Annotated in this window: 23 protein-coding genes; 17 read left to right on the top strand and 6 right to left on the bottom strand. The window is 63.6% G+C overall.

Features of this window, described 5'->3' with window-relative positions; all coding sequences use genetic code 11:
- The first annotated feature begins 61 nt into the window (after positions 1-61).
- The 9 genes from NKI96_RS04900 (at position 62) to NKI96_RS04860 (ending at position 7,106) form a co-directional block, all read left to right on the top strand.
- The gene (locus NKI96_RS04900) at positions 62-1,447 is read left to right on the top strand and encodes a M20/M25/M40 family metallo-hydrolase (protein WP_023698187.1); all 1,386 of its coding nucleotides are present in this window, start codon (positions 62-64) and stop codon (positions 1,445-1,447) included.
- Positions 1,448-1,524: 77 nt separating this feature from the next.
- Complete coding sequence (locus NKI96_RS04895; RefSeq protein WP_023669784.1) at positions 1,525-2,145, top strand: ribonuclease D; 621 nt, start codon at positions 1,525-1,527, stop codon at positions 2,143-2,145.
- Positions 2,146-2,225: 80 nt separating this feature from the next.
- On the top strand, positions 2,226-2,432 hold the full coding sequence (locus tag NKI96_RS04890) for a hypothetical protein (protein WP_023683046.1): 207 nt from the start codon (positions 2,226-2,228) through the stop codon (positions 2,430-2,432).
- Positions 2,433-2,536: 104 nt separating this feature from the next.
- Entirely contained in the window at positions 2,537-2,791 is a 255-nt protein-coding gene (locus NKI96_RS04885) for a GlsB/YeaQ/YmgE family stress response membrane protein (RefSeq protein WP_023683047.1), read from the top strand.
- 25 nt (positions 2,792-2,816) lie between these two features.
- Positions 2,817-2,963 carry a hypothetical protein gene (locus NKI96_RS04880; protein ID WP_023683048.1) on the top strand — a complete coding sequence of 49 codons (147 nt, stop codon included), beginning with the start codon at positions 2,817-2,819 and terminating at the stop codon, positions 2,961-2,963.
- Positions 2,964-3,106: 143 nt separating this feature from the next.
- Positions 3,107-3,289, top strand: a complete 183-nt coding sequence (locus tag NKI96_RS04875) for a type II toxin-antitoxin system HicA family toxin (RefSeq protein WP_023669780.1) — start codon at positions 3,107-3,109, stop codon at positions 3,287-3,289.
- A gap of 63 nt (positions 3,290-3,352) precedes the next feature.
- Positions 3,353-3,763, top strand: coding sequence for a type II toxin-antitoxin system HicB family antitoxin (locus NKI96_RS04870; protein WP_023669779.1), 411 nt, complete (start codon positions 3,353-3,355; stop codon positions 3,761-3,763).
- A 183-nt stretch (positions 3,764-3,946) separates the two neighbouring features.
- Positions 3,947-6,223, top strand: a complete 2,277-nt coding sequence (locus NKI96_RS04865) for a transglycosylase domain-containing protein (protein WP_352803145.1) — start codon at positions 3,947-3,949, stop codon at positions 6,221-6,223.
- A 130-nt stretch (positions 6,224-6,353) separates the two neighbouring features.
- Positions 6,354-7,106, top strand: a complete 753-nt coding sequence (locus NKI96_RS04860) for an SDR family NAD(P)-dependent oxidoreductase (RefSeq protein ID WP_023669777.1) — start codon at positions 6,354-6,356, stop codon at positions 7,104-7,106.
- A gap of 15 nt (positions 7,107-7,121) precedes the next feature.
- Here the strand turns inward: NKI96_RS04860 and NKI96_RS04855 are convergent, their stop codons facing one another.
- Entirely contained in the window at positions 7,122-8,042 is a 921-nt protein-coding gene (locus NKI96_RS04855; protein ID WP_352803143.1) for a zinc-binding dehydrogenase, read from the bottom strand.
- Positions 8,043-8,153: 111 nt separating this feature from the next.
- Here NKI96_RS04855 and NKI96_RS04850 point away from each other — a divergent pair, with 111 nt between their 5' ends.
- On the top strand, positions 8,154-8,963 hold the full coding sequence (locus NKI96_RS04850) for an AraC family transcriptional regulator (RefSeq protein WP_023754252.1): 810 nt from the start codon (positions 8,154-8,156) through the stop codon (positions 8,961-8,963).
- Positions 8,964-8,984: 21 nt separating this feature from the next.
- Here NKI96_RS04850 and NKI96_RS04845 read toward each other — a convergent pair whose 3' ends face one another.
- The 3 genes from NKI96_RS04845 to NKI96_RS04835 form a co-directional block, all read right to left on the bottom strand.
- The gene (locus tag NKI96_RS04845; RefSeq protein WP_023754253.1) at positions 8,985-10,775 is read right to left on the bottom strand and encodes a cation:proton antiporter domain-containing protein; all 1,791 of its coding nucleotides are present in this window, start codon (positions 10,773-10,775) and stop codon (positions 8,985-8,987) included.
- Positions 10,776-10,959: 184 nt separating this feature from the next.
- On the bottom strand, positions 10,960-11,412 hold the full coding sequence (locus NKI96_RS04840; RefSeq protein ID WP_352762627.1) for a baeRF12 domain-containing protein: 453 nt from the start codon (positions 11,410-11,412) through the stop codon (positions 10,960-10,962).
- Between the two features lie 165 nt (positions 11,413-11,577).
- On the bottom strand, positions 11,578-11,832 hold the full coding sequence (locus tag NKI96_RS04835) for a hypothetical protein (RefSeq protein ID WP_156933432.1): 255 nt from the start codon (positions 11,830-11,832) through the stop codon (positions 11,578-11,580).
- Here NKI96_RS04835 and cysG point away from each other — a divergent pair.
- From cysG to NKI96_RS04810, 5 genes are all read left to right on the top strand, one after another.
- Positions 11,831-13,282, top strand: a complete 1,452-nt coding sequence (gene cysG, locus NKI96_RS04830; protein ID WP_023704213.1) for a siroheme synthase CysG — start codon at positions 11,831-11,833, stop codon at positions 13,280-13,282. The two genes, NKI96_RS04835 and cysG, sit on opposite strands and share 2 nt — an antisense overlap.
- Entirely contained in the window at positions 13,279-13,572 is a 294-nt protein-coding gene (locus NKI96_RS04825; protein WP_023737532.1) for a DUF2849 domain-containing protein, read from the top strand. The genes cysG and NKI96_RS04825 overlap by 4 nt, the downstream gene beginning before the upstream one ends.
- A 35-nt stretch (positions 13,573-13,607) precedes the next feature.
- Positions 13,608-15,278 (top strand): nitrite/sulfite reductase, encoded by a 1,671-nt coding sequence (locus NKI96_RS04820; protein ID WP_023683051.1) that lies wholly within the window; start codon positions 13,608-13,610, stop codon positions 15,276-15,278.
- Positions 15,253-16,017: a phosphoadenylyl-sulfate reductase gene (locus tag NKI96_RS04815; RefSeq protein ID WP_023691979.1), complete on the top strand. Its 765-nt coding sequence runs from the start codon at positions 15,253-15,255 to the stop codon at positions 16,015-16,017. The genes NKI96_RS04820 and NKI96_RS04815 overlap by 26 nt, the downstream gene beginning before the upstream one ends.
- Before the next feature lie 116 nt (positions 16,018-16,133).
- The gene (locus tag NKI96_RS04810; protein ID WP_023691978.1) at positions 16,134-16,667 is read left to right on the top strand and encodes a DUF934 domain-containing protein; all 534 of its coding nucleotides are present in this window, start codon (positions 16,134-16,136) and stop codon (positions 16,665-16,667) included.
- A 319-nt stretch (positions 16,668-16,986) separates the two neighbouring features.
- Here NKI96_RS04810 and NKI96_RS04805 read toward each other — a convergent pair whose 3' ends face one another.
- Positions 16,987-18,009, bottom strand: a complete 1,023-nt coding sequence (locus tag NKI96_RS04805) for a fatty acid desaturase (protein ID WP_023691976.1) — start codon at positions 18,007-18,009, stop codon at positions 16,987-16,989.
- An 84-nt stretch (positions 18,010-18,093) separates the two neighbouring features.
- Positions 18,094-18,294, bottom strand: a complete 201-nt coding sequence (locus NKI96_RS04800) for a hypothetical protein (protein WP_023669766.1) — start codon at positions 18,292-18,294, stop codon at positions 18,094-18,096.
- Between the two features lie 259 nt (positions 18,295-18,553).
- Between NKI96_RS04800 and grpE the strand changes: the two genes are divergently transcribed.
- Positions 18,554-19,183, top strand: coding sequence for a nucleotide exchange factor GrpE (gene grpE, locus NKI96_RS04795; protein WP_023691975.1), 630 nt, complete (start codon positions 18,554-18,556; stop codon positions 19,181-19,183).
- Between the two features lie 110 nt (positions 19,184-19,293).
- Positions 19,294-19,926: a trimeric intracellular cation channel family protein gene (locus NKI96_RS04790; protein ID WP_023683056.1), complete on the top strand. Its 633-nt coding sequence runs from the start codon at positions 19,294-19,296 to the stop codon at positions 19,924-19,926.
- The last annotated feature ends 1 nt before the right edge of the window (position 19,927 follow it).

Raw genomic sequence — 19,927 nt, 5'->3', positions numbered from 1 at the left:
GGCTTTTCGTTTTGATGCGCTGCCTTTACGGTCCCGGCACCGAAAAGAAAGGCCCGCAGTAATGTCCACCATTTCCTCCGTCCTCGACCGTCTCGACAAAAATCTCGACCAGAGCCTGGAGCGCCTGTTCGGCCTGCTCCGCATCAAGTCGATCTCCACCGATTCAGACTATACCGCCGACTGCCGCAAGGCCGCCGAATGGCTGGTGGCGGACCTCAAGCTGATCGGCTTCGACGCTTCGGTGCGCGACACGCCGGGACACCCGATGGTGGTTGCGCACCATGAAGGCCCCGCCGGTTCGCCGCATGTGCTGTTTTATGGCCATTACGACGTGCAGCCGGTCGATCCGATCGAGCTTTGGGAGAACGACCCGTTTGCGCCGGCGGTCAAGGAGATCGAGCCCGGTCACAAGGTAATCACCGGCCGTGGCTCGGCCGACGACAAGGGGCAGCTGATGACCTTCGTCGAGGCCTGCCGCGCCTGGAAGCAGGTGCATGGCAATCTGCCCTGCCGCATCACCATCCTGTTCGAGGGCGAGGAGGAGTCCGGTTCGCCGTCGCTGAAGCCGTTCCTCGAGGCCAATGCCGATGAGCTCAAGGCCGATTTCGCTCTGGTCTGCGACACCGGCATGTGGGACCGCGAAACGCCGTCGATCTGCGTTTCGCTGCGCGGAATGGTCGGCGAGGAGGTCACCGTCAAGGCCGCCGATCGCGACCTGCATTCGGGCCTCTATGGCGGCGCCGCCGCCAACCCGATCCGCATCCTGGCGAAAATCCTCGCCGACATCCATGACGAGAACGGCCACATCACCATTCCCGGCTTCTATGACGGGGTCGAGGAAACGCCGTCGCAGATCCTGAAATCATGGGAAACTCTGGGCGAGACCGCCGAAACCTTCCTCGGACCGATCGGCCTCTCGATCCCGTCGGGCGAAAAAGGCCGCTCGGTGATGGAACTGACCTGGGCGCGGCCGACGGCCGAGTTCAACGGCATCATCGGCGGCTACACCGGCAAGGGGTTCAAGACGGTGATCGCGGCGGAAGCGTCGTCGAAAATCTCCTTCCGCCTCGTCCACAAGCAGGACCCCGAGAAGATCCGCGCCGCGTTCCGGGAATTCGTCAAGGCGCGCATTCCCAGGGACTGTTCGGTCGAATTCCACCCGCATGGCGGCGGGCCGGCAATTCAGCTTTCCTACGACTCGCCATTCCTGGCCAAGGCCAAGACTGCGCTGTCGGATGAATGGCCGAAGCCAGCGGTGACGACCGGCAGCGGAGGCTCGATACCGGTGGTCGGCGACTTCCAGACCTATCTCGGCATGGAATCGCTGCTGGTCGGGTTCGGGCTCGACGACGACCGCATCCACTCGCCCAACGAGAAATACGAGCTGACCTCCTTCCACAAGGGCCAGCGCTCCTGGGCGCGCATTCTCGATGCGCTGACGCGCTGAGGAGGCTGGGAAGTTTTCTTGTTGATTTTTCAGCGGATCGCGGCGAGGACGAGTTACGCCGCGATCCGGAGACAACTATGCCCGACATCCGCTTCCACAAGAACGATCTGCCCGACCTCGCCCACTACAATGTCGACGCGGTGGCCATCGATACCGAGACGCTGGGGTTGAACCCGCACCGCGACCGGCTTTGCGTGGTGCAGATCTCGCCCGGCGATGGCTCGGCCGACGTGATCCAGATCGCGCCCGGCCAGAAGAAAGCGCCGAACCTCGTCAGCCTGCTGCGCAACCGCGGCATCACCAAGCTTTTCCATTACGGCCGTTTCGACCTCGCCGTGCTGTACAATGCATTTGGGGTGATGCCCGAGCCGGTGTTCTGCACCAAGATCGCCTCGCGGCTGACCCGCACCTATACCGACCGGCACGGGCTGAAGGACATCTGCTTCGAACTGCTCGGCGTCGGCCTGTCGAAGGCGCAGCAATCGTCGGACTGGGCGGCCGAGACCCTGTCGCCCGAACAGCTCGAATATGCCGCTTCCGACGTTCTCTATCTGCACCGTCTGCGCGAGGTGCTGGCTGGACGCCTGGCGCGGGACGGGCGCACCAAGGAAGCCGACGCCTGCTTCCGCTTCCTGCCGACGCGTGCCAAGCTCGATTTGATGGGTTGGGACGAAGAGGATATTTTTGCCCACAGCTGATGGCCTTCGGATAACGCTTCCGGCAGCCTTGCAACCAGACACGCGTCGTGGCGTTCTGTCGACTCAATGAGGGGGATGACGTGGCAGACCGCAAACCGATAGCGACCGCCCCGACGGATGGATCCAAGGTCACTGTCCTGTGGAAGGACGGCGCCGGCGTCGTCAGCGAATCCGTCGGGCAATATCGCGACGGCGCCTGGTGGGTCTACACCGACAGCGATACCCAGAAAAAGGTCGACCCGACCAGCTGGCGGCCAGTCTCCAGCGACGATGACGACGACCAATGAGCGTCCTGGCGGGTGCAACTGCTTTCGCATAGCCTGAAGTCGTTGATATCGAGGCCGATTCGGGGCCTTCCGCTCCGTAGCCTCTCTTCCTGGAGGAACGCGTCATGGGCATCGAAAGCCTTCTCATCTTCATCATCATCGGCGCCATTGCCGGCTGGCTCGCCGGCCTCATCGTCTCGGGCTTCGGCTTCGGCCTCATCGGCAACATCGTCGTCGGCATTATCGGCGCCCTGATCGCCGGCTGGCTGTTTCCAAGGCTGGGCTTCGCAATCGGCGGCGGCATTCTGGCTGCCATCATCAACGCCACGATCGGCGCTGTCATCCTGCTGGTGCTGGTCAAGGTCTTGAAGCGAGCGTGACGCTCGATACGAAACGGAGCGCGCCATGAAACAGAACACCCTCTATCTCCTCATCGGCGCGCTCTTGGTCGTGGTCATTGCGCTAGGTATCTATGTCTATCACGAGCAGACCAAGCCAAAGGGCGTGGAGCTGAAGATCGACGACAAAGGCATTTCGATCCAGCAGAATTGATGATGTCCGCCTGCGGGTGGCGCTGATTTGTCATCCAGGCATTTTACGGCGATTGGGAGTTTCCTTGTGCAAATATTTGCACATCGTGATTGACTTTCGTTTCCACTATGTGCAAAAATTTGCACATAGATTTGAGCCGAGAAATGAACGAAACCAACACCGCCAAAGTCAAGGCCCGGCTCGAGAGGGAAGGCTGGAAGAACGTCGGCGGCACGAAGCATGACAAGTACAAAAAAGACGGCATGCCGACGATCATGGTTCCTCGCCACAAGACTCTGACGCCGTTGGTAGCTCGGTCTATAGCCAAGGCGGCAGGCTGGGAATAAACCGACCTCATCGCGTTCCGAAGCCTAATGGACATAAAGTCGGAATAAGGAAAGCTGTTAGATATGTCTCGCTATGTCGCACTCGTGGATGCTGCCGACGGCTTTGTCGGCGTCTCGTTTCCCGATGCTCCTGGCTGCGTCGCGCAGTCGGAAAGCCGGGACGAGGCTGTAAAGGACGCTATGGCCGCGTTGGCCGAATGGGTGGCTGAAGAAATCGCGGACGGCCGTAAAATCCCCACTCCTCGCAAAGTCGAGGCGCTTTTAGAAGATGCTGAGGTTCGAGCAGCGCTCGCCGCTGGCGCTATCTTGATGTCCGTGCCCTTGATCCGAGATGCCGGCCGTCCGGCCCGGGCCAATATCTCGTTGGATGCCGGTTTGCTCGCCGAGGCTGACGAAACAGCCAATCGGTTGGGGGTCACCCGATCGGCCTTTGTCGCCGCCGCGTTGCGAGACAAGATCCGTCAAACTGTTTGAACAGTGATCTCGGGCACCCGCCAAAGTACCGCGTTGCCGACGCCTGTTAGCCAGCGGCAGCGGATTTTAGAAATTCTTAAGGAATTTCAGAAGGGTGCATAAACCCTGCTTTAACGCGCCCTTAAACCGCCGCATCTACCCTCCAACCCGAGCGCCATTGATACCGGGAAGACAGCGCAACGCATGGCGAACCGCAGAGACAGTCGCGTCGAACCCAGCTTCGAGGGATCGCCAAAGGCGAAATCCGCGGCCGGTTTTTCGGTGAACGAGGAGGATCGGGTCGTGCCGGCCAATCGCAAATCATCTTCGGCGCGCAAAACCTCCAAGGCAAAATCATCGTCACGCGGCAAGCGCGGCAAACCCCGGCGCGGGCTGTTCGGCGTGATGGCGCGGATGTTCTACTGGTGCTTCGTGCTCTGCATCTGGGGCGGCATCGCGGTGGCCGGCATTGTCATCTATTACGGCGCCAAGATGCCGGCGGCCACCACCTGGTCGATCCCCGACCGCGCGCCCAACATCAAGATCGTCTCGGTCGACGGGCAACTGCTTGCCAACCGCGGCATGAGCGGCGGGGAGGCGGTCGGCCTGCACGAAATGTCGCCCTACATTCCGGAAGCCGTCATCGCCATCGAGGATCGCCGCTTCTATTCGCATTTCGGCATCGACCCGATCGGCCTGTCGCGCGCCATGGTGACCAATGTTCTGGGCCGGCGTTTCTCGCAGGGCGGCTCGACGCTGACCCAGCAGCTGGCCAAGAACCTGTTCCTGAAGCCCGACCGCACGCTGGAGCGCAAGGTGCAGGAAGTGCTGCTGTCGCTCTGGCTGGAGCACAAGCATACCAAGGACCAGATCCTCGAAATGTACCTCAACCGGGTTTATTTCGGCTCCGGCGCCTATGGCGTCGAGGCGGCCTCGCGTCGCTATTTCGGCAAGAGCGCGCGCGATGTCACTCTGTCGGAGGCGGCCCTTCTCGCCGGCCTCTTGAAGGCGCCGTCGCGACTGTCGCCGGCGCGGGATCCGAAGGCGGCGGAGGAGCGCTCGCAACTGGTGCTGGCCGCCATGCGCGACGAAGGCAAGATCAGCGCCAAGGAACTGGCCTCGGCGATGAGCGCGCCGGCAACGCGCGCGCCATCCTATTGGACCGGCTCGGAAAACTATGTCGCCGACACCATCATGGAAGAATTGCCCGATTTGATTGGTGACGTGCGCAGCGACATCGTCGTCGACACCACCGTCGACCTCAACCTGCAGAAGCTCGCCGAACAGTCGATCCGCCGGCTGATCGACGAGAGCGGCAAGAAGCTCAATGTCAGCCAAGGCGCGCTGGTCTCGATCGACAATTCCGGCGCCGTGCGCGCCATGGTCGGCGGCTACGACTATTCGACCAGCCAGTTCGACCGCGCCTCCGAAGCACGCCGCCAGCCGGGCTCGGCGTTCAAGCCGTTCGTCTATATGGCCGCGCTGGAAGCCGGCCGCACGCCCGACAGCGTGCGCAACGACGCACCGATCAAGATCGGCAAGTGGACACCGGACAATTACGGCGGCAAGTATTTCGGCAAGGTGACGTTGGCGACCGCTTTGGCGAAGTCGCTGAATTCCGTCGCCGCACAGCTGACCATGGAAGTCGGGCCCGACGCCGTGGTCGAGGCGGCGCACCGTATGGGCATTCAGTCCGATCTGATCGCCAACACCTCGATCGCGCTCGGCACTTCGGAGGTGACGCCGCTGGAGCTGACATCGGCCTATGTGCCGTTCGCCAATGGCGGCTACAAGCCCGACATCCATTTCATCCGCCGCATCACCACGACCGAAGGCAAGGTGCTCTATGACGACAATGGCGGCAGCGCGCCGCGCGTCGTCAAGCAGAACATTGTCGGCATGATGAACTCGATGATGACCGGCACGGTCGAGATCGGCACGGCGAAGAAGGCGGCCTTCGCCTGGCCGTCTGCCGGCAAGACCGGAACCAGCCAGAATTCGCGCGACGCCTGGTTCGTCGGTTACACCGCAAACCTCACCACCGGCGTATGGTTCGGCAATGATGACGGCACGCCGATGAAGAAGGTCACCGGTGGCGCGCTGCCGGCACAGGCCTGGCACGAATTCATGGTGGCGGCGCATGAAGGCGTGCCGGTCAGGCCGCTGCCCGGGACCTGGAAATCGACGCCGCCCGACACCATCGTGCCCGACGATATTCCGTCAGTCGATAACAATCAGGCGGCGCCGTTGCCTGCCGTGGCCGTCAGCCGTTCGGAGCCTGCTGCCGCGCCGGCACCTGCTGCTGTACCCGCACAAGCACCGGTCCGCCGTCCGGCCGAAACGGTCGATGCCGACGGCTTCGACATGCCGGGCGACGGCGGCACCACGGCCTCGATCAAGCACCCGGTACCGCCGGGCAGCGTCGGCGGCCCGGCCAAGAAGCGGAAAACCTCAATCCTGGATATTCTCGGCGGCGGCTGAGCGGCTCGTCATTCTGGCTTCAAACCAATGGCGAGCTGGCAATCCGTTCCTCATATGAGAGCTGAGTTGACAATTCGGCCTCTCGCCACCTCCGCCGCATTCGGCTACATCTCCGGCCGGAGTGACAGACATGGCTGAGACCGACACCAGAAAAACCATCGTGCTGACCGGAGCCAGCCGCGGCATCGGCCATGCCACGGTCAAGCGCTTTTCGCGTGAGGGCTGGCGGGTCATCACCTGTTCGCGCCAGGCTTTTGCCGAGGATTGCCCGTGGCCGGCCGGCCCAGAGGACCACATCAAGGTCGATCTCGCCGACCAGGAGGATGTCGGCATCGCCGTCTCGGAGATCCGTCACCGGCTGGAAGCGCATGGCGGGCAACTGCACGCGCTGGTCAACAATGCCGGCATTTCGCCGAAGCTCAAGGACGGCAACAGCCGCATGGATTCGATCGACACGCCGATGCATGTCTGGCGCGATGTGTTCCAGGTGAATTTCTTCGCGCCGATCATGCTCGCGCGGGGCCTCTTCAAGGAGCTTGCTGCAGCGAAAGGTTCGATCGTCAACGTCACCTCGATCGCCGGCACGCGCGTGCATCCTTTCGCCGGCACCGCCTATGCGACCTCGAAGGCGGCGCTCGGCTCGCTGACGCGCGAGATGGCGCATGATTTCGGCCCGCACGGCATCCGCGTCAATGCGATTGCGCCGGGCGAGATCGACACCGCGATCCTGTCGCCTGGCACCGACAAGATCGTCGAGACGATCCCACTCAGGCGCCTTGGCGCCACCTCGGAAGTCGCCGACATCATCTTCTTCCTGTGCTCGCAGCAGGCGTCCTATGTGACGGGCTCGGAAATCCACATCAATGGCGGCCAGCACGTCTGAGCACTGACAGACTGCTCATTCGGCGATGGTGAGAACAGCCTTGCCGCTGAAGCTGCGCTGTCGCAGGGCGTCCAGAGCCTGGGCGATGTCTGTCCACGGCACGGTCATGGACACACGGGTTTCCAGCCGGCCAGCCGCGACCAGAGCGAGCAGCGAGGCGATGTCCGCGCCAATGGCTGGACCGGATGTGTAGTAGGCGAAAGTCTGAAGCCTCGCTCCCTCATGGCCCGGAACGAACTGTCTGAAGCCAACCGGCGTGAGTTCGCTGCTGCTCGAACCGAACATGACGATGGTGCCGCCGGGGGCGACGCGGTCGATGGCATGGGCGAGGCTTTGGCCGCCGACCGACTCGGTGATCAGAGAGAATGGCCCTTCGGCCAGTTCGATCGACTCGACGACCTCGTGAGCACCAAGACCGCGGAGATCCTCGGCGTGCCGGGCGGCGGCGATTGCAATCACCGCGGCGCCTTGCTCGCGGGCGATCTGGATCTGGAAACGGCCGACCGCGCCGCTGGCGCCGGTGATCAACACCTGCTGTCCCGCGAGGTCGCCGCCATGGCGCAAGACCCTGAGAGCCGTCGTGCCCGCGACCGGAAGCGTGGCGGCGGACCCGAAGCTGACCTCGTCCGGGATGACGGCGAGGCGGTCGGTCGGAACGGCGACCTGTTCGGCCCAGCCGGCCTCGTCGACCAAAGCCACAACCCGGGCGCCGACGGCAGGCCCGGAGCCATCGGCTGCCGCCCGCTTGATTACTCCAACCACGTCCTGGCCAGGTATCCCGCCTTCCGGGCGTATGGTGAGCAGGCGCAATTCACCGCGGTTCAAGGAGGTTGCGTGGACGCAGACAAGCGCTTCGTTGGGGAGGGGCCGAGGGTCCTCGACCTCGGCGAGACTGATCCGGGTGATGCTCTCGGGAGAGATGACAAGCGCGCGCATGGGAAGCCTTCCTGCCGGTTTGTGACATGCCAGCCACGAACCAGAGTCTATCGACTCCCCGCATCAAAGAATTTAGCTATCACCGCGAATAGTCGCTAAAAGCCATCAATCATGAGGCAGCCGCTCCGCTACCCCTGGGTCAATTTCGATGTCGATGATGTGCAGGCACCTGCGATTGCCGTGCGCGTCGATGTCACCGAAACCAAAGCGGAAGTCGCCGCCCATTGGCACCGCAAGGGCCAGCTCGTCTTTGCGCTCGGCGGTGGCGTCACTTGCCGCGTCCCGAGCGGCCTGTGGATGGTGCCGCCGCATTGCGGTGTGTGGATTCCTGGCAGTATGGAACACAGCAACATCGCGACCGCCAATGCGCGGATCTTCTTCGTCTATATCGAGCCGGGAGCCGCCGATCTGCCGGACCGGTGCTGCACGCTGTCGATCTCGCCATTGTTGCGCGAACTGATCATCGAGCTGGCCGATCGCGTGGAGGAAGATGAGGCGAGGGACGGGCTCTTGACCACGATCCTGCTTTCGGAACTGCCGCGCATGCCTGTCCAGCAGCTGCATCTGCCGATCTCCGCCGAGCCGCGCTTGCGGCGGATCGCCGAAGCGTTGGCGCAGAACCCTGCCGATCGCAGCACGCTTGCCGAGTGGGCCAACCGTGTTGCGCTCTCAGAAAGCAGCCTCGCCCGTCTCATCGTGAAGCAGACCGGCCTGAGCTTCGGCCGCTGGCGCCAGCAATTGCACCTGATCGTCGCCATAAGGGAGCTGGCCTCGGGTGCCAGCGTGCAGCAGGTTTCAGGCGATCTTGGCTATGGCTCCGTCACCGCCTTCATCACCATGTTCAAGAAGGCGCTTGGCAAGCCGCCGGCAAAGTATCTCGCCAGCGTCGCGCACAATGGCGGCTCCGCCTTCGTTGGATGATCGATGCGCCTGTGGCAAGCCTCAGGCCGGGGAGGGCTCAATGGCTTCGGGGCGCGGCATCGGCTTTTGCTCCAGCACTTCTTGCACGATGCCGCGGGCGATCTCGCGTTCGCCCATGATGACGGTGTCGGCGCCGAGCCCCATCAGGTGCTCGACCTCGGCATCGGAATGGGCCCGCGCTATGACGTTGATGCCGGGATTCGCGGCGCGTGCCCTGAGCACGATCTGCCCGGCCTCGAACGCGTTGGGGATGGCAAGGATCAAGCGTTTGGCCCCCTGCGGATTGGCGGCGGCAAACACGCCCCCATTGGCCGCATTGCCGGAGACGATTTCGACGCCGTCGTCTCTGAGCCTCGCCAGCGTCTTGTCGGCGTCCTCGATGACCAGGAAGGGCAGCGATGCCTGTTTCAGCGCCGCGCCGACCAGGCTGCCGACGCGGCCGTAGCCGATCAGGATGGTGTGGCCCGAAAGCGTTGTGCGTGGCGGTGGGCCATTCTCTTTTGCCGCGGCGGCCACCGAGGCCACTTGTCCGGGCTGCGTCGCCGGGCCGACCGGCTTGGCCTCTTCCGGTGGTGCTGCCTTGGCGGCGCGCGCGTCCAGCCATGGCTTCATCCAGTCGAGGGCGAGGAACATCAGCGGATTGACCAGGATCGACAGGATGGCGCCTGCCAGGATCAGGTCGCGTCCCTGTTCGGGCAACAGCTTCAGCCCGACGCCGAGCTCCGCCAGGATGAAGGAGAATTCGCCGATCTGCGCGAGGCTGGCCGAGATCATCAAGGCGGTTCCCAGCGGATAGCGGAAGGCGATGACGATAACGAAGGCGGCCAGCGACTTGCCGATGACGATGATGGCCAGCGTCGCCAGGATCGGCCAGCCATTGCTCATCAGGCTGAACGGATCGAACAGCATGCCGACCGAGACGAAGAACAGCACCGAGAAGGCGTCGCGCAGCGGCAGTGATTCCTCCGCCGCGCGGTGGCTGAGCTCGGATTCGCTCATGATCATGCCGGCGAAGAAGGCACCGAGCGCCAGCGAGACGCCGAACAGTTTGGCGGCGCCGAAGGCGACGCCGAGCGCGATCGCCAGCACCGCCAGCCGGAACAGTTCGCGCGAGCCGGTATGGGCGACGTAATGCAGGATCCACGGAATGACGCGGCGGCCAACCACCAGCATGACGATGACGAAGGCGACGACCTTGGCCAGCGTGAGGCCGACGACGCCCCAGATGCCGAAGCTGGCCGGCAGCGACAAAAGGCTCGCATGGTCATCGACCTGCGGCTGGCCGCCGAGCACGCCGGCCAACGCCGGCAAAAGCACCAGCGCCAGCACCATGGCGAGGTCCTCGACGATCAGCCAGCCGACGGCGATGCGGCCGCGCTCGGTCTCGATCAGCCGTCGCTCCTGCAACGCGCGCAACAGCACCACTGTGGACGCGACGGAAAGCGCCAGGCCGAAGACGAGGCCTGCGCCCATCGACCAGCCGAGCATCCAGGCAAGGCCGGCGCCCAGCGCGGTGGCAAAGCCGATCTGGACGATGGCGCCGGGTACGGCGATGGCGCGGACGGAGAGAAGATCCTTCAGCGAGAAATGCAGGCCGACGCCGAACATGAGCAGGATGACGCCGATTTCGGCCAGCTCATTGGCAAGACCGGCATCGGCGACGAAACCCGGCGTGTTCGGTCCAACCAGCACGCCGGCGACGAGATAGCCGACCAGCGGCGGGATGCGAAAACGGTTGGCGAGCGCCCCGAAGATGAATGCCAGCCCCAGACCGGCGACGATGGTGGCGATAAGGGGCGTGTCGTGCGGCATTGTCTATGGAGCGCCTTTCGGGAAATGTCGGGTGTGCGCCGCCCGCAGCCGCCGCCTTTGCAATATGGTGGAGGGGGTGCGGGCGACGCAACCCGCGAGACGTAAATTGGTGGCCAGAGGCGCCGAAAAACGAAAGGCGCGCGCAGCGAAAACGCTGCGCGCGCGAATGATCTATGAGATAGGGTCAGGCTGCCTGCTGCAGCATGGCCTCGATGTCGATCAGCGGGCGGTTGGTCAGTGTCTTTGGGATCTCCGCCTGCACCTTGTCGGTGACTTCCTTGTGCAATTTCTTGCGCATGGTGCCGAGCACCAGCGGCGGCGCGACCAGCACGATGTCGTCGAAGATGCCGTGATGGGCGAGCTTGTAGAGCCGGTCCGCGATCTCTTCGGCAAAGCGTTCCTTGCCCTGCCGGTGCCAGTCGGTTTCCTCAACCGCGCTGCGATGCACGGAGGGGCCGTCATTGTAGCGGCCGGGACTGTCGCTGCCTTGTTCGCGCGTTGCCGGATTGCCCTGGTTCATCTCCTGGAAGAGCTGCAGGTGCGGATAGAGATTGTCGCCCTCGTTCTTCAGGAACAGCGCTTTCTCGCCATCGGCCACCATGACCAGAAGGCCATGTTTCAGGTTGATCTTGCTCATTTGCGGGCTCCTGCTTGAAGGTTCAAATCCAGCCGACGATTGTCTGTTACGGCAGGGGCAGAACGCGTGGCGAAGCGGGAACGTTCCACTTCGTTCGCCGAGATCGCACGCAGCCATATCAAGCCCGATCTATCGTCTATCGGAGCAATGTCCGAGGTGACGGCTTTAATCTACTAGATTGGTAGAATTTAGAAAAAATAATTTTGCAGCTTGGCCGGCTCCCGGATAAAAGAGCCGCAGAACAAAGCCTGCGGCAGCAGCTTGAATCCGCCTGATATGCGGATGTGGAATATTTTTCTCTTGGCCCTTTGGCTTGCGGAAAACCGATTGCCTCCCGTCAGGGGATGCGCGAGTGGGTTCCTTCAGCTTTTTCGCGTCCGCGCCTAAAACTGCCGAATTGTTCCGGAATCTGTTCGTCATGCCGCACACCAATCCCAAGCTCACCGCGTTCCCGGTCTTCATGCGGGTCGAAGGCGAAGCCGTGGCCATCGTCGGCGGCGGAGGCGAAGCGTTGGCCAAGGCGCGGCTACTTGATCAGTCGAGTGCTGTGCTTCGCATCATTGCCGATGTTGCCGACGCCGAATTGCTGAGCTTCATCGCCACGACCGGCGCCATCCGTATCGACGCCCCCTACGACGCCGCGCATCTCGAAGGCGCGGTCCTGGTGTTTGCCGCCAGCGGCGACGAGACGCTCGACCGCCGCGTCGCCCACGATGCGCGCCGCCTTGGCATTCCGGTCAATGCCGTCGACCGGCCGGAGCTATGCGATTTCTTCACCCCGGCGCTGGTCAACCGCGCCCCGGTCGCCATCGCCATCGGCACGGAAGGCGCGGGTCCGGTGCTGGCGCAGATGCTGCGCAGCCGCATCGACCGCATGCTGTCGCCGTCGCTCGGGCCGCTGGCAGCGCTTGCCGCCTCGTTCCGGGGTGCCGCCGAAAAGCTGCTGCCGAAAGGCAACGCCCGCCGCCAGTTCTGGAGCAGTTTTTTCCAGGGTGCACCGGCGCGCGCCGTCGAAGCCGGCGAGCTTTCGCAGGCGCATGACGCCGCCGCCGATCTGTTGCTGTCGAAGGCTCCGGCTTCGGGCCATATCGCGTTGGTTGGCGCCGGGCCAGGTGCTGAGGATCTTCTGACGCTGCGCGCGCATCGGCTTTTGATGGAAGCCGACGTCATCGTCTATGACGCGCTGGTGCCGGAGGCGATCGTCGCCATGGGCCGCCGCGACGCCGAGCGGCTGCCGGTCGGAAAACGCAAGGGATGCCACACCAAGAGCCAGGCCGAGATCAATGCGCTGCTGGTCGATCTCGGCAGGCAGGGCAAGCGCGTCGTGCGGCTGAAGTCGGGCGACCCGCTGGTGTTCGGCCGCGCCGGCGAGGAGATGGCCGCACTGCGCGATGCCGGCATCGCCTATGATGTCGTTCCCGGGGTCACCGCCGCCTTTGCCGCCGCCGCCGATTTCGAGCTGCCGCTGACGCTGCGCGGCGTCTCCTCGTCGATGGTGTTCACCACCGGCCATGATCTGAAGGGCAATTCGCTGCCGGATTGGGCCAAGCTCGCCATTTCCGGCGCCACCGTAGCCGTCTATATGGGCCGCTCGGTCGCCGCCGAAGTCGCCGGACGGCTGATCGAGGCCGGCCTGTCGCCGGACACGGCGGTTGCCGTGGTCGAGAATGCCAGCTTGCAGAACCGCCGCCGTTTCCACGGCACACTGGCCGATTTGCCGTCGCTGGAAGAGCGCGCCGATCTGGCCGGTCCGGTGATGACCATCATCGGCGACGCGGTTGCCGGCGCCAACTTTGAACGTTCCGAGCCGCTCGCGGCACATAACTATGAGGGCGCCGCCAACGCGGCCGACGCAGAGGTCGAGCCATGAAGATACTGACCGCAAACCGCCTCTCCGACGGCATCGCCGTCTGGTATGCCGATGGCGGCTGGGCCGAGACGGTCGACCATGCCGACCTTGCCCATGACCAAGCGGCAGAGGACAGGCTGGAAGCAATCGGCGCCAAGGCCAACGCCAACAATCAGGTTGTCGACGTGAATCTGATCGACGCTGAAGTCGTCAATGGCGTCGTCGTGCCGGTGCGGCTGCGCGAAAAGATCCGCGCCGCCGGCCCGACCATCCGGGAAGATCTGGGCAAGCAGGCTGCGCGGGCAGCTTAACAAAATACGGGCGGACGCGCCCTGAAAGACGAAACATGTACCGCTACGATGAGTTCGACCACGATTTTGTCCAGGCCCGCGTCGCCGAGTTCAGCGACCAGGTCGAACGCCGCCTGTCCGGCGAGATCACCGAGGATCAGTTCCGGCCGCTGCGGCTGATGAACGGCGTCTACCTGCAGCTGCACGCCTACATGCTGCGCATCGCGGTGCCCTATGGCACGCTGAACAGCGCGCAACTGCGCATGCTCGGCCACATCGCGCGCAAATACGACAAGGGCTACGGCCACTTCACCACGCGCCAGAACATCCAGTTCAACTGGCCGGCGCTGTCCGACATTCCGGCGATCCTGGCCGATCTCGCCAGCGTCGAGATGCATGCCATCCAGACCAGCGGCAATTGCATCCGCAACGTCACCGCCGACCATTTCGCCGGCGCCGCCGCCGACGAGGTCGCCGATCCGCGCCCCTATGCCGAGATCCTGCGGCAATGGTCGTCTGTGCATCCGGAATTCTCGTTCCTGCCGCGCAAGTTCAAGATCGCGGTGACCGGGGCCGAGCGCGACCGCGCCGCCATCCAGACGCATGATATCGGTCTGCATCTGAAGAAGAACGCTGCCGGCGAGCTCGGCTTTGCCGTCTATGTCGGTGGCGGCCAGGGCCGCACGCCGATGGTGGCGCGCAAGATCCGCGACTTCCTGCCGGAAGCCGACCTGCTTTCCTACTGCACGGCGATCCTGCGCGTGTACAACCTCTATGGCCGCCGCGACAACAAGTACAAGGCGCGCATCAAGATCCTCGTCCACGAGACAGGCGTCGAGGAAATCACCCGCCAGGTCGAGGCCGAATGGCAGGAGCTGAAGGACGCCGAGCTGAAGCTGCCGGAAGCCGACATCCGTGCCATCGACGCCTATTTCGCGCCGCCGGCACTGACCGCCCGGCCGGAAGGCGACGCGGCGATCAAGCTGGCGCGGCTCGATTCCAAAAGCTTCTCGGATTGGCTCGACCAGAATGTCGTGACGCATCGCCATCCCGACTATGCCGCGGTGACGATCTCGCTGAAAGGCATCGGCGAGGTGCCGGGCGATGCCACCGACAGCCAGATGGAAGCGGTCGCCGACATCGCCGAGAAATACGCGTTCGACGAACTGCGCGTCAGCCATGAGCAGAACCTGATCCTGCCGCATGTGGCGCGCGCCGATCTCAAGGCTGTCTATGATGCGCTGGTCGATATTGGTCTGGCGACGGCCAATTCCAACCTGATCAGCGATATTATCGCGTGCCCTGGCCTCGACTATTGCGCGCTGGCGACGGCGCGCTCGATCCCGATCGCGCAGGAGATTTCGCTTCGCTTCGCCTCGCTGGAGCGGCAGCGCGAGATCGGCGAATTGAAGCTGAAGATTTCCGGCTGCATCAATGCCTGCGGCCACCACCATGTCGGCCATATCGGTATCCTCGGCGTCGAGAAGAAGGGCTCCGAGCTCTACCAGGTGACGCTTGGCGGATCGGCCGACGAGAACACCTCGGTTGGCGAAATCATCGGCCGCGGCTTCTCTTCGGAAGAGATCACCGACGCCATCGAGCAGATCGTCGACACCTATCTCGGCCTTCGGCTCGGGCCCAGTGAACGTTTTATCGACGCCTACCGCCGTGTCGGTCCCGCGCCGTTCAAGGAGGCGCTCTATGCTGGCGAAACCAAGGCCGCTTGACCGCATCCTCGACGTCGACGACAGCATCGCCGCCAAAGCGGCGGGCTTCGACGCGCTGTATGGACATCTGAGCCCGCTCGACATCATCGAACGCGCGGCGAGCGAATTGTTTCATGACGAGATCGCCGCCGTGTCGTCCTTCGGCGCGGATTCCGCCGTCCTGCTGCATATGATCGCCAAGGTCGACCGCACGCTGCCGGTCATCTTCCTGGACACCGGCAAGCATTTCGAAGAGACGCTGGGCTACCGCGATGCGCTGGTCGCCGATTTCGGGCTGACCAACATCAGGGTGATCAAGCCCGAAGACGCAGCGCTCGAACGGGTCGATCCGACCGGCAATCTGCACCAGAGCAACACCGATGCCTGCTGCGACGTGCGCAAGGTCGAGCCGCTGGCGCGCGGCGTCGCCCCCTTCCGGGCCTGGCTGACCGGCCGCAAGCGCTTCCAGGCGGCGACGCGAGCCGCGCTGCCGGTGTTCGAGGCGGTCGGCCCGCGCGTACGCATCAATCCGCTGGCGCACTGGACGACATCCGATCAGGCCGACTACATGCGCGCGCATGCGTTGCGCGAAAATCCGCTGGTTGCGTACGGCTATCTGTCGATCGGCTGCTTCCCATGCACGCAGCCGGTGCAGCCGGGCGAAGATGCGCGCAGCGGACGCTGGGCCGGTCATGCCAAGACCGAGTGCGGCATCCATCTGTCGGGACTGGAAGTGTCGCTGACCGACGCATCCCTTTAAGCTATGGTGATATTCAGGTGAGGTTGGCCTGCAACGGCGGCTTCCGCCCGGAGGCCGCCGGTTTCGTGTGGACCGGCTTTCGCGGACTTCGATTTTGGGGCTTTTAGGAATTTTCGATGACTGAACCGACGACAGCGGAGACCCGCCTCTGGACCCGGACGGGTTTTCGCGAGGACGAGTGGACACATGCCGAAAGTGCGGATGCACTGGCGGGCAATGGCCGCTTCATCCTGCCGTTGCAGGCATTTCTCGGCCTCGATGCCGAAGTGCGGCGCTCGGCCAAGGAGCGGCTTGGCGTCGCGCTGCAGCCCGGCGACCAGCTGGAAAAGATTGTGGATCTGCTCGACCAGCTGTCGCTGGTGGCGCTGGCCTTCCCGGCCTTCAGCGACGGCCGCTCGTTTTCCAAGGGCGAATTGCTGCGCAGCCGCTACCATTTCGAGGGCGCGGTCCGCGCCACTGGCCAGGTGCTCGTCGACCAGCTGCCGCATATGCTGCGCCTCGGCTTCGACGAGTTCGAAATCTCCAACCCGGTTCTGCTGAAGCGCCTCGAAGAAGGCCGCACAGGCGGGCTGGGCCTTTACTATCAGCCGACCGAAGCGTCGGAGCCGAAGGGGCCGAAATACTCCTGGCGGCGCGTTCGCAACATCTGACGCAGCGGTAATTTCGCCTGTCTTTACAAAGACTGTGATCGGGCCTTCTCCTGGCTCTCCGGACGGAAATATCCGCCGGCCGCGAGGGAGGAATCGGCGCTCATCGGCGGCAACACCAATGCACCGTCCATCATGATCGCCGAAAAGGCGCCTGACATGATCAGGGCTGCAAGGTCTGGATGCGCGAGGAGCGCAAGGCTGCCTGAGCCGGTTTTTGGAAGATGCCGCCGCGCCTTCGGTGCGGCGGTTTTTTTCTTTGTCTTACGGCATTCCCAAGCGAAAGCCCGGAAAACCGCCTCACACTTTGCTGGAATTGCTTTCAGGCCAAGGCCCGCGCTTCGCGAAACGAGATCAGCTTGCGGCGGTTCTCGTCCCACAACGCCAGCTTGACGCAGCGCAGGCTGTCGAGAAGCGTGACGCGGCCGATGCCGCGCAGTTCGGGATAGTCGCGCAGCACTTCCTGCAGCCGGTAGCCCGGCACCTTGGCCGAGAGATGGTGCACGTGATGGACGCCGATATTGCCGGTGAACCAGTTCAGCACCGGCGGCAAATCATAATAGGACGAGCCGTGCAGGGCGGCACGCTGGAATTCCCACTCTTCGTCCTTCGCCCATTCCGTCTCCTCGAACTGGTGCTGGACGTAGAACAGCCAGATTCCGGCCGATCCGGCCAGGATCACGATCGGCAAATGGACGATCAGGAAAGCGCCGGGGCCGACCAGCCAGATAAGCAGCGCTGCCGCGACCGCGATGCCGAGATTGGTGGTCATCGACGACACCCAGGGCGTCAGGCCGCCGCGCATCATGCCGACCGGCAGCCTCTGCTCGAAGATGAACAGCCAGATCGGGCCAAGGCCGAACATCACCAGGGGATGGCGGTAGAGACGATAGGCAAGGCGTCCCCGCCAAGACAGCTGCCGGTATTCAGCAACCGTCAACGTCCTGATATCGCCCATGCCGCGCTCGTCAAGATTGCCGGCGCTGGCGTGATGGGTGGCGTGCGCGCGCCGCCAGCAATCGTAAGGGGTCAGCGTCAGCACGCCGAGCGCGCGGCCGATCCAGTCGTCGGCAGTGCGGTTGGCGAAGAAGGAGCCGTGGCCGCAATCGTGCTGGATCATGAAGATCCGCACCAGAAAACCGGCGGCGGGAAGGATCAGGATCAAGCCCCACCAGTGGCCATAGGAATAGGCTGCCGAAGACAGCGCCCACAGCGTAACGAAAGGAATAAGGGTGATGGCGAGTTCAAGAGTGCTGCGTCGCCGGTCGGGCTTCTTGTAGCGCGCCAGGATCTTCAACCAGGCGCGCTTGCTGTTGGCGGCCGTCTCGGGGGAAATCATGTTCATCAGGAAGCATAGGCGGGGCGTCCCGCTGCCGCAAGGAAAAGCTCACGCAAAATTACTGCGCGTAATTGTCGCGCGATAGCATCGCTATTGACGGCGTTGGCCGCCGGCCATGCTGGCTTCTATGCCGTCCAGCCGGTCGAGCAGGTCCCGGAAACGGGCGGGAATGTCGGCCTCGGTGCGGAAGGCCGGCAAGGTGCGCAAGAAGCGCGTCGTCGCCTCGGTGCCGAACTGGCGCCTGATGTCGGCGGCGAGCTCTTCGCTTCTGTTGCCAGTATTGCGGTCCATTGTCTCAAATCCTGTGTCGGTTTCAAAACTCCTCCAAGCTTTGAATGGTTCCCCATAGCGGGGTATTGGCAAGCAAAGGCTGCCGTTACGGTAAAGTTTGAATTAATTTTGAACGTCCTTGCGCCCCGCACCAAGTCCGACGGGCTGCCCGCAACATTGCCTGCTGTGGGGCGTCCTCCTGGGCTTGCCCCTTGATTTTTGGCCGCCAAACCTCGATATCGGGCGCAAATCCAAACCATTCGAATGACGGGAAATGGCGATGAGCGACCAGACAAAAGACGAACGCGCGCCCGAGGATATCGAAACGGCCGAGGCCGAGCGCACGCAAGGCGGCATCGACGGCGACTATGAAGCGCTGGTGCGGTTGCTGAAGGAAAACGAGGAGCTGAAGGACCGCGCGCTGCGCGTCGCAGCCGAGATGGAGAATCTGCGCCGCCGCACCGCCCGCGACGTGCATGATGCGCGCGCCTATGCGGTGGCCAATTTCGCCCGCGACATGCTGTCGGTGTCGGACAATCTGCGCCGCGCGCTCGATGCTATCCCCGCCGAGGCGAAAGCGGCCGGAGATGCCGGCTTCAAGGCGCTGATCGACGGCGTCGAGATCACCGAGCGCGCCATGCTGTCGACGCTGGAACGGCATGGGGTGAAGAAGCTCGAACCGGAAGGTGAGAAGTTCGACCCGAATTTCCACCAGGCGATGTTCGAAGTGCCCAATCCCGATGTGCCGGCCAACACCGTCGTCCAGGTCGTGCAGCCGGGCTATTCGATCGGCGAGCGCGTGCTGCGGCCGGCCATGGTCGGGGTCGCCAAGGGCGGCCCCAAGATCGCGGCCACCGAAGCGCCGGTCGAGCCGGGGCCGGTGAACGAGCAGGCCGAGAAGGATGCGTGAGTAGGGTAGGCAGTAGGGAATAGGGAATAGGGAATAGGCAGGCGTATCAATCGCGCGGCTTCGTGTTATTCATACTTTCCCTAATTCCCAATCCCTACTACCTCATGTCCCTGACACCCATCGACCTCCTCGACTATGCCGGCGTCGCCGTCTTTGCCGCGACCGGGGCGTTGGCGGCTTCGCGCAAGCAGCTCGACATTATCGGCTTCCTGTTTCTGGCCAGCGTCACCGGCATTGGCGGCGGCACGCTTCGCGACGTCATCCTCAACCTGCCCGTCTTTTGGGTCGCCAACTCCGGCTATGTGCTGGTTTGCGCGGCGGTTGCGGTGCTGGTCTTCTTCATCGCCCACCGCGTCGAATCCCGCTGGAAATGGCTGCTCTGGCTCGACGCCATCGGATTGGCGGCCTTTTCCGTAATGGGCGCGGCCAAGGGGCTGGCCATCACCGGCTCGCCGGTCGTCTCCGTTGTTATGGGCGTGTTGACCGCCACATTTGGCGGCATCCTGCGCGATCTGCTGGCCGGCGAGCCATCGGTGCTGCTCAGGCCCGAAATCTACGTCACCGCCGCACTCGCGGGCGCCGGCCTCTACACACTTGGCGATCTTGCCGGCCTGCCGCCGCTCGCCTCGGATATTGCCGGCTTCGTCGCGGCTTTCCTGGTGCGCGGCGGCGCGCTGAAATTCGGCTGGACCTTTCCGTCCTACAAGAGCCGCCCGGGACGGCGACCGGAGGATATTCCGTAGG

The organism is Mesorhizobium sp. M0292 (genome assembly GCF_040321695.1).
Taxonomy (GTDB): domain Bacteria; phylum Pseudomonadota; class Alphaproteobacteria; order Rhizobiales; family Rhizobiaceae; genus Mesorhizobium.
The sequence above is the reverse complement of the archived record's forward strand: the minus strand, read 5'-3'. Positions and strand labels throughout refer to the sequence as shown.